General features: G+C 74.6%; 1 protein-coding gene. It reads right to left on the minus strand.

All coding sequences use genetic code 11. The annotated features are described in order from the left end of the window. Positions 1-23: 23 nt before the first annotated feature. Positions 24-9,668, minus strand: coding sequence for a type I polyketide synthase (locus ACZ6ZT_RS32380; RefSeq protein ID WP_469723846.1), 9,645 nt, complete (start codon positions 9,666-9,668; stop codon positions 24-26). Between the last annotated feature and the right edge of the window lie 182 nt (positions 9,669-9,850).

Raw genomic sequence — 9,850 nt, forward strand, 5'->3', positions numbered from 1 at the left:
GTTACTGCCTGCTGTCCGCTGTGCTAGATACCGAGCTCGTTCTCGATGAAGTCGAAGAGCTCGTCGGGCGTGGCTTCCTGGAGCTTCTCGGCCACGGCTTCGCCGCTCGAACGGTCTTGGGGTTCACCCCACTTCGCCAGGAGGGCCTGGAGGCGTACGGCGATGTCGGTGCGCGTCCGGCCGTCCGGGTCGTCCGGGTCGAGGACGGAGAGCGCGGATTCGAGCTTCTCCAGCTCCGCGATGCCGGGAGCGGCCGCGGCGCTGCCGTCCTGGACGATCTCGGCCCGCAGGAAGTCCGCGAGGACGGCCGGGGTCGGGTGGTCGAAGACCAGCGTGGCCGGCAGCTTCAGTCCGGTGGCGGCGTTCAGCCGGTTGCGCAGTTCCAGGGCGATCAGGGAGTCGAAGCCGAGCTCCTTGAACGCACGTCCCGCGCCCACCTCGTCGGTACCGGCGTGGCCCAGCGCGGTCGCCGCGTGGGAGCGCACCAGTTCCAGTACGGCCAGCGCCTGTTCGGTCTGCGGCATCACCGACAGCCGTCGGCGCAGCGCCTCGCCCGGAGCCCCGGGCGCGCCCGCGTCCCCGTCACCGGCGGCCGGGGCCGCCTGCGCGAGCCGGCGCACCTCGGGCAGGTCGCCGAGGAAGGGGCTGGGCCGCACGGCGGTGTAGCCGGGCGTGAACCGCTCCCACTGGATGTCGGCGACGGCGACGGCCGGGTCGCCGTGGTCCAGGGCCTGCTGGAGCGCCCGGATCGCGGTGCGCGGCGCCATGGCGGGGACACCGCCGCGGTCGAGCCGCTCGCCGATGGCGCCGCCGGCGGCCAGACCGCTGTCACCCCATCGGCCCCAGGCCACCGAGGTGGCGGGCAGGCCGTCGGCGTGCCGCTGCTCGGCGAGGGCGTCCAGGTAGGAGTTGGCGGCGGCGTAGTTGGCCTGTCCGGCGTCACCGAGGGTGCCGGCGACTCCGGAGAACAGGACGAACGCCGACAGGCCGAGATCGCGGGTCAGTTCGTGGAGGGTGAGCGCCGCGTCCGCCTTGGGGGCGAGTACGGTCGCGAACCGCTCGGGCGTCAGCCCGTCGATGACCCCGTCGTCCAGGACGCCGGCGGTGTGCACGACGGCGGTGAGGGGAAGGTCGGCGGGAACGGAGGCGAGGAGCGCGGCCACGGCGTCCCGGTCGGCCATGTCGCAGGCGGAGATCGTGACCCGGGCGCCGAGCGCGGCCAGTTCCGTACGGAGTTCGGCGGCGCCGGGGGCGCCGTCGCCGCGGCGGCTGGTCAGGATCAGGTGCTCGGCGCCGTTCTCGGCGAGCCAGCGGGCCACATGGGCGCCGAGGGCGCCCGTACCGCCGGTGACGAGCGTGGTGCCGTGCGGCTTCCAGGCGGGCGCGGGGGGCGCGTCCGCGAGCGAGGCGTGCGCCAGGCGCCGGCCGAACGCTCCGGCGGGGCGCAGCGCCACCTGGTCTTCGGCCCCGTCACCGGCCAGCACCGCGACGAGCCGTTCGAGGGTCCGCTCGTCGGCCTGCGCGGGCAGGTCGACGAGGCCGCCCCAGCGGTCGGGGAACTCCAGGGCCACGGTGCGGCCGAAGCCCCACAGGAGTGCCTGCGCCGGATCCTGGAGCCGCTCGGAGCGGGTCACCGCGACGGCGCCCCGGGTGACGCACCACAGCGGTGCGGACGCCTCGGCGTCGCCTAGGGCCTGGACGAGCGCGGCGGTGTGGAGCAGTCCGGTGTGGGCGCGGAGCGCGGCGCCGTCGGTGTCGCCGAGGGCGAGGAGGGAGAGCACGCCGGCGGGGGCGGCGGCCCCGTCGATGGCGGCCTTGAGGGCGGTGGTGAGCGCGTCGCGGTGGCCGGTGGCGGCGGTCACGGTGACCGTACGGACCTCCGCGCCGCGCTCGGCGAGCGTACGCAGCACGGCGGCGGCCGTGTCCCCGGCCGGACCGGTGAGGGCCTCGGGTACGACGACCAGCCAGTCCCCCGACGGCCGACCGGCACCGGGTTCGGCCAGCGGCTTCCAGGTGACGCGGTAGCGCCACGCGTCGGAGGTGGACTGCTCGCGGCTCTCGCGCCGCCAGGAGGACAGCGCGGGGAGCAGCGCGGTCAGGGGCTGGTCGCCCTCGATGTGCAGCTCGGTGGTGAGAGCCGCCAGGTCTTCGCGTTCGACGGCGTCCCAGAACCGGGCGTCGAAGGCGCTCTCGGCCGGGCGCGCCCCGGGTTCGGCGGGTGCCGCCTCGGGCCAGTACCGCTGCGACTGGAAGGCGTACGTGGGCAGGTCGACGCGCTGGGCGCCGGTTCCGGCGAACACCGCGTCCCAGTCCACGGTCACACCGCGTACGTAGGCCTCGCCGAGGGAGAGCCAGAAGCGCTCCAGGCCGCCTTCGCCCCGGCGCAGGGACCCGAGGACGGCGGCCTCGCGGCCCGCGTCCTCCACGCTCTCCTGAAGGCCGACCGTCAGGACGGGGTGCGGGCTGGACTCGATGAAGACGCCGCAGCCCTGGTCGAGCAGCGTGCGGGTGGCCTGCTCCAGCTCGACGGTCTGGCGCAGGTTGCGGAACCAGTAACCCGCGTCCAGCTCGGGTCCCTTGACCCACTCGCCGGTGACGGTGGAGAGGAAGGGAACCTCCGCATCGCGCGGGACGATCGGGGCGAGGAGCGCGTCGAGTTCCTCGCGCAGCAACTCCACCTGCGCGGAGTGCGAGGCGTAGTCCACCGCGATCCGCCGGGCGCGCGTCCCGTCCGCCTCACACGCGGCCATGAACTCGTCCAGCGCCTCCGCCGCGCCCGAAATCACCACAGAGGACGGGCCGTTCACGGCGGCGACGGAAATCCGCTCCTCACCCCACGGCGCGATCCGCTCGCGTACCTCGGCGGCCGGGAGCGGTACGGACACCATCCCGCCCAGCCCCGCCAGCACCCGGCCGATGGCCTGACTGCGCAGCGCCACCACACGCGCCGCGTCCTCCAGGGACAGGATCCCCGCCACGCACGCGGCAGCGATCTCGCCCTGCGAGTGACCGATCACGGCATCCGGCCGGACACCGGCCGCCCGCCACACCTCGGCCAGCGACACCATCACCGCGAACAGCGCCGGCTGGACCACATCCACCCGGTCGAGGGAGGGCGCGCCGTCGACGGCCCGGAGCACGTCCACCAACGACCAGTCGGTGAACGGCTCCAGGGCCTTCGCGCACTCTTCCACCCGGGTTGCAAACACGGGTGAAGCGTCCAACAGCGCTTCCGCCATTCCCACCCATTGCGACCCCTGTCCGGGGAACACGAAGGCGGTCCTGCCCCCGATGACCGACCCCTGGACGAGCAGGGGGGCGGTGCCCCCGGCGGTCAGGGTGGCCAGGCCCGCGAGGTGTTGCTCGCGGCCCCGGCCGATCAGTACCGCACGGCGGTCGTGGGCCGTGCGGGTGGTGGCCAGGGAGTGGCCGATATCGCTGCTGCGCAGGTCAGGGCGGGTGGCAAGGTGGTTCAGCAGGCGGTCGGCCTGGGCGTGGAGCGCCTTGTCGGTCTTGGCCGTCAGCGGCCAGGGCAGCGGGACCGGGTGCTCGGTGCCGTGCTCCCCGGGGGTCGTCGCGGCCAGTAGGGGGTGGGGCTTCGGGGGGACTGGGGTCCCCTGGGCGTCGGGGTCCCCGGACCCCTGTCCGGCCGGGGCCTGCTCGATGATGGCATGCGCGTTCGTCCCGCTGAATCCGAACGAGGAAACACCCGCGCGCCAGGGACGGCCACCGGTCTCGGGCCAGGCCCGCGGCTCGGTCAGCAGGGCGACCTCGCCCGCGCTCCAGTCCACGTGCGGGGTGGGCTCGGCGATGTGGATGCTCTGCGGCAGTATGCCGTGCCGCATGGCCAGGACGACCTTCATCACACCGGCGACGCCGGCGGCGGCCTGCGCGTGGCCGATGTTGGACTTGATCGAGCCGAGCAGCAGCGGCCGGTCCTCGGGCCGGTCCTGGCCGTAGGTGGCCAGCAGGGCCTGGGCCTCGATCGGGTCGCCGAGCGTCGTCCCGGTGCCGTGGGCTTCCACGACGTCGACCTCGGCCGGGGTCAGGCGGGCGTTGGCCAGGGCCTGGCGGATGACGCGCTGCTGGGAGGGGCCGTTCGGGGCCGTGAGGCCGTTGGAGGCACCGTCCTGGTTGATGGCCGTACCGCGGATGACGGCGAGGACCGGGTGGCCGTTGCGCCGCGCGTCCGACAGGCGTTCCACGAGCAGCATGCCGACGCCCTCGGCCGGGCTGAAGCCGTCGGCGTCGGCGGAGAAGGCCTTGCAGCGGCCGTCGGTGGACAGGCCGCGCTGGCGGCTGAACTCGATGAAGGTGCCGGGCGTGGACATGACCGTCACGCCGCCGGCCAGGGCCAGGGAGCACTCCCCTGAACGCAGCGCCTGCACAGCGAGGTGGAGGGCGACGAGCGAGGCCGAGCAGGCGGTGTCGACGGTGACGGCCGGACCTTCGAGGCCGAACGTGTACGAGAGCCGGCCGGAGACGACGCTGCCCGCGCTGCCGGTGGCCAGGTGGCCTTCGAGGCCCTCGGTGGCCGCGCCCCGTACGAGGTGGGAGTAGTCGGAGCCGTTGGTGCCGACGAACACGCCGGACTGGCTGCCCCGGAGGGTCTCCGGGTCGATCCCGGCCCGCTCGAAGGTCTCCCACGAGGTCTCCAGCAGCAGCCGCTGCTGCGGGTCCATCGCCAGGGCCTCGCGCGGGGAGATCCCGAAGAACGCCGGGTCGAAGGAGGCCGCGTCGGTGAGGAAGCCGCCCTCGCGGGTGTAGGAGGTGCCCGGGGCGTCGGGGTCGGGGTTGTACAGCGCCTCGACGTCCCAGCCCCGGTCGGCGGGGAACTCCGAGAGGGCGTCGCCGCCGGAGACCAGCAGCTGCCACAGCTCTTCCGGGCTGCGGACCCCGCCTGGGAAGCGGCAGCTCATCGCGACGAGGGCGATCGGCTCGGTGTCGGCCGCGGTGGTGGCGGCCGTGGGCGCGCTCAGGGCACCCGCCGCACCCTGGCCGGCGAGTTCGCCGCGCAGGTGGCGGGCGAGCACGGTGGGGGTCGGGTAGTCGAAGACGAGGGTGGGCGGCAGCTTGAGCCCGGCGGCCGCGTTCAGGCGGTTGCGCAGCTCGACGGAGGTGAGGGAGTCGAAGCCGAGTTCCTTGAAGGCCCGGCCGGCCTCCACCGCGTCGGGACCGGCGTAGCCGAGGACGGCGGCGACGGCCGTGCGGACCAGCTCCAGCAGCAGCCGCTCCTGTTCGGCCTCGGGCTGCCCGGCGAGCCGGCGGACGAGCAGGGCGGCGCCGCCGTCCTCCGCCGTGTCGGCGCGGCCCGGCTCGGCGGCCTGGCGGGCCTCGGGCAGGTCGTGCAGCAGCGGGCGGGCGCGGCCGGAGGTGAAGGCGAGGACGAAGCGCTTCCACTCCATGTCCGCGACCGTCAGGGTCGTCTCGTCGCGGTCCAGGGCGTGTCCCAGAGCCCTGACGGCCCGTTCGGGGGCCATCTCGATGACGCCGTGGCGGCGCATCCGGTCCCCCACGGCACCCTCGGCCATGCCCCCGTCGCCCCAGGGGCCCCAGGCGAGGGAGGTGGCGGGCAGGCCCTCGGCCCGGCGGTACTCGGCGAAGGCGTCGAGGAAGGCGTTGCCGGGTGCGTAGTTGCCCTGGCCGGGGGCGCCGAAGGTGGCGGCGAAGGAGGAGAAGAGCACGAAGGCGGACAGGTCGAGGTCACGGGTCAGCTCGTGCAGGTGGAGGGTCGCGTCGACCTTCACCCGCAGGACCCGCTCGATCTGCTCGGGGGTCAGCGCCTCGATGACGCCGTCGTCCAGGACGGCCGCCGTGTGCACGACGGCGGTCAGCGGCTGGTCGGCGGGGACGGCCGCGATCAGGGCGGCGAGGGCGTCGCGGTCGCTGACGTCACAGGCGGCCAGGGTCACCCGGGCACCGAGCGCGGCCAGCTCCTCGCGCAGCTCGGCCGCGCCGGGCGCGTCGGCGCCCCGGCGGCTGGTCAGGACCAGATGCTCGGCGCCGTTCTGCGCGAGCCAGCGGGCGACGTGCGCGCCGAGGGCGCCCGTACCGCCCGTGACCAGCGTGGTGCCGGCCGGGCGCCAGTCGCGCACGGCCGGGGTGTCGGCCAGCCGCGCCCGCACGAGACGACGTACGAACAGCCCGGACGACCGCACCGCGACCTGGTCCTCGGCCCCGTCACCGGCCAGCACCCCGACGAGCCGCTCAAGGGCCCGCTCGTCGGTCTCGGCGGGCAGGTCGACCAGACCACCCCACCGCTCGCCGTGCTCCAGGGCCGTCACCCGGCCGAGGCCCCAGACCGGGGCCTGCGCCGGATCGGCCTGCCGCTCGGGGCGGGCCACGGAGACGGCGCCCCGGGTGACGCACCACAGCGGGGCGGCCACCTCGGCGTCACCGAGGGCCTGGACGAGGGACAGGGTCGCGATCACCCCGGCGGGCGCGGCCGCGCCGATCGGCTCCGCCTCGGTCCCGGCGGGGGTCAGCAGCGAGAGCACGCCCGCTACGGCGGGAGCGTCGGCGAGGACCTCCTGGATCCGCCCGGCCAGCTCGGCCCGGGCGTCGTGGGAGCGGGGGACGGCGATCTGCCGTACGTCGGCGCCGTGCTGGGCGAGTGCACGCAGGACGGCGGCGACGGGAGCGGAAGTGTCCGGCGCCTCCGGGACCGCGACCAGCCAGGTCCCGTCGAGACGGGTGCCGGCGGGGTCGGGAGCGGGCTTCCAGGTGATCCGGTAGCGCCAGCCGTCGACCGCGGAGCGTTCCTGGCTCTGACGCCGCCAGGAGGACAGCGCGGGCAGGAGGGCGGCGAGCGTCTCGTCCGCGTCGATGTCGAGCTCCGCCGTGAGGGCGGCCACGTCGTGGCGCTCGACGGCTTCCCAGAAGCGGGCGTCGACGGTGTCGGCGGGGTGGGCGGCGGTCTCGGCTTCCTCGATGGTGCCGCTTTCGAGCCAGTAGTGCTCCTGCTGGAAGGCGTACGTCGGCAGGTCGACGCGCTGGGCGCCGGTCCCGGCGAAGACGGACTGCCAGTCGACGGCCACACCGCGTACGTAGGCCTCGCCGAGGGAGAGCCAGAAGCGCTCCAGCCCGCCTTCGCCCCGGCGCAGGGACCCGAGGACGGCGGCCTCACGGCCCGCGTCCTCGACGGTCTCCTGAAGACCGACCGTGAGGACCGGATGCGGGCTGGACTCGATGAACACACCGAAGCCCTGGTCGAGCAGGGTCCGGGTGGCCCGCTCCAGCTCCACGGTCTGACGGAGGTTGCGGAACCAGTAACCGGCGTCCAGCTCGGGTCCGTTCACCCACTCGCCGGTGACGGTGGACAGGAAGGGAACCTCCGCGTCGCGCGGGACGATCGGGGCCAGCAGCGCGTCGAGTTCCTCGCGCAGCAGCTCCACCTGCGCGGAGTGCGAGGCGTAGTCCACCGCGATCCGCTTAGCCCGCGTCCCGTCCGCCTCACACGCGGCCATGAACTCGTCCAACGCCTCCGCCGCGCCCGAAATCACCACCGAAGACGGGCCGTTCACGGCGGCGACGGAAATCCGCTCCTCACCCCACGGCGCGATCCGCTCCCGCACCTCAGCGGCCGGAAGCGGCACCGACACCATCCCGCCCAGCCCCGCCAGCACCCGGCCAATGGCCTGACTGCGCAACGCCACCACACGCGCCGCGTCCTCCAGCGACAGGATCCCCGCCACACAGGCAGCGGCGATCTCGCCCTGCGAGTGACCGATCACCGCACCCGGACGCACACCCGCCCCACGCCACACCTCGGCCAGCGACACCATCACCGCGAACAGCGCCGGCTGGACCACATCCACCCGGTCGAGGGACGGCGCGCCGTCGACGCCCCGCAGGACATCCAGCAGCGACCAGTCGGTGAACGGCTCCAGCGCCTTGGCGCACTCCTCGATCCGCGCCGCGAACACCTCGGAGGACTCCAGCAGGCCCGCCGCCATCCCCACCCACTGCGAACCCTGACCCGGGAACACGAACACGGTCTTCCCACCGACCACCGACCCGGTCACCACACCGGCCGAAAGCGCACCCGAGGCCACCGCAGCCACACCGACGGCATGGTCACCCAGGACCACGGCCCGGTGATCCAGCCCCGCCCGCGAAGACGCCAACGACCAGCCCACGTCCACCGGATCCAGCTCCGCCAGACCCGGCACACCCGCCAACCGCTCCGCCTGCGCCCGCAGAGCCGCCGCACTCTTACCGGACAGCACCCACGGCACCACCGGCATCGGAGAACGGTCCTCCTCCACGGCGGCGTCGGCCGCCTCCGGCGCCTGTTCCACGATCACGTGCGCGTTCGTCCCGCTGAACCCGAACGACGACACCGCCGCACGACGCGGGGCACCGGTCTGCGGCCAGGCGCGGGTCTCGCCGATGAGGGAGACGGCGCCCGCCTGCCAGTCGACGTGCGGGGTGGGCTCGTCCAGGTGGAGGGTCTTCGGTACGACGCCGTGCCGCATCGCCTCGACCATCTTGATGATGCTCGCGACACCGGCCGCGGCCTGCGTGTGCCCGATGTTGGATTTGATCGAACCGAGCAGCAGGGGCCGGTCGGCCGGCCGGTCCTGCCCGTAGGTGGCGAGGACGGCCTGCGCCTCGATCGGGTCGCCCAGGGTGGTGCCGGTGCCGTGCGCCTCGACCACGTCCACGTCGGCCGCGCCCAGGCGGGCGTTGGTGAGGGCCTGGTGGATGACGCGCTGCTGCGACGGGCCGTTGGGGGCCGTCAGACCGTTGCTCGCGCCGTCCTGGTTGATGGCGCTGCCCCGGATCACGGCCAGGACGGGGTGGCCGTTGCGCTGCGCGTCGGACAGCCGCTCCACGAGCAGCATGCCGACGCCTTCGCCCCAGCCCGTGCCGTCGGCGCCCGCCGCGAAGGGCTTGCAACGGCCGTCGGCGGCCAGTCCGCGCTGGCGGCTGAACTCGGTGAAGGTGGCCGGGGTCGCCATGACGGTGACACCGCCGGCCAGGGCCATGGTGCACTCCCCCGCCCGCAGGGCCTGGACGGCGAGGTGCAGGGTGACCAAGGAGGACGAGCAGGCGGTGTCGACGGTGACGGCCGGCCCTTCGAGCCCGAACGTGTAAGCCACGCGGCCGGAGGCGATGCTGCCGGAGCTGCCGGTGCCGAGGAAGCCCTCGACGCCCTCGGGTACGGAGTCCAGGCGGGCGGTGTAGTCGTGGTACATCACACCGGCGAAGACGGCCGTCCGGCTGCCGCGCAGGGACGTCGGGTCGATGCCGGCCCGCTCGAACGCCTCCCACGAGGTCTCCAGCAGCAGCCGCTGCTGCGGGTCCATGGCGAGGGCCTCGCGCGGCGAGATCCCGAAGGGCGCGGGGTCGAAGCGGGCGGCGTCGTAGAGGAAGCCGCCCTCGCTGACGTAGCTGGATCCGGCGCTGTCGGGGTCGGCGTCGTAGAGCGTCTCGACGTCCCAGCCGCGGTCCGCCGGGAATCCGGAGACCGCGTCACGGCCGTCGGCGACGAGCCGCCACAGGTCGTCGGGGGTGCGGACACCGCCCGGGTAGCGGCAGCTCATCGCGACGATCGCGATGGGCTCCTGGTTCTGTTCCTCGACTTCGCGCAACCGCCTGCGGGCCTGGCGCAGATCGGCGGTCGCCCGCTTGAGGTAGTCGCGAAGCTTGTCCTCGTTCACCATGTGCGTGGGCTCCATGCCAGAGAGGCGGTCGTACGGGTCTGTCCGTGTGGTCGGGGGCACCGGGGCGGGGCGGGGGGGGCCCCCCCCCCCCCCCCCCCCCCCCCCCCCCCCGCCCCCGCCCCCCCCGCCCCCCCCCGGGGGGGCGGGGGCGCCCCCCCGGGGGGGTCCCGCGAGGGGTCCGG

This window comes from Streptomyces sp. NPDC102258 (assembly GCF_055584685.1).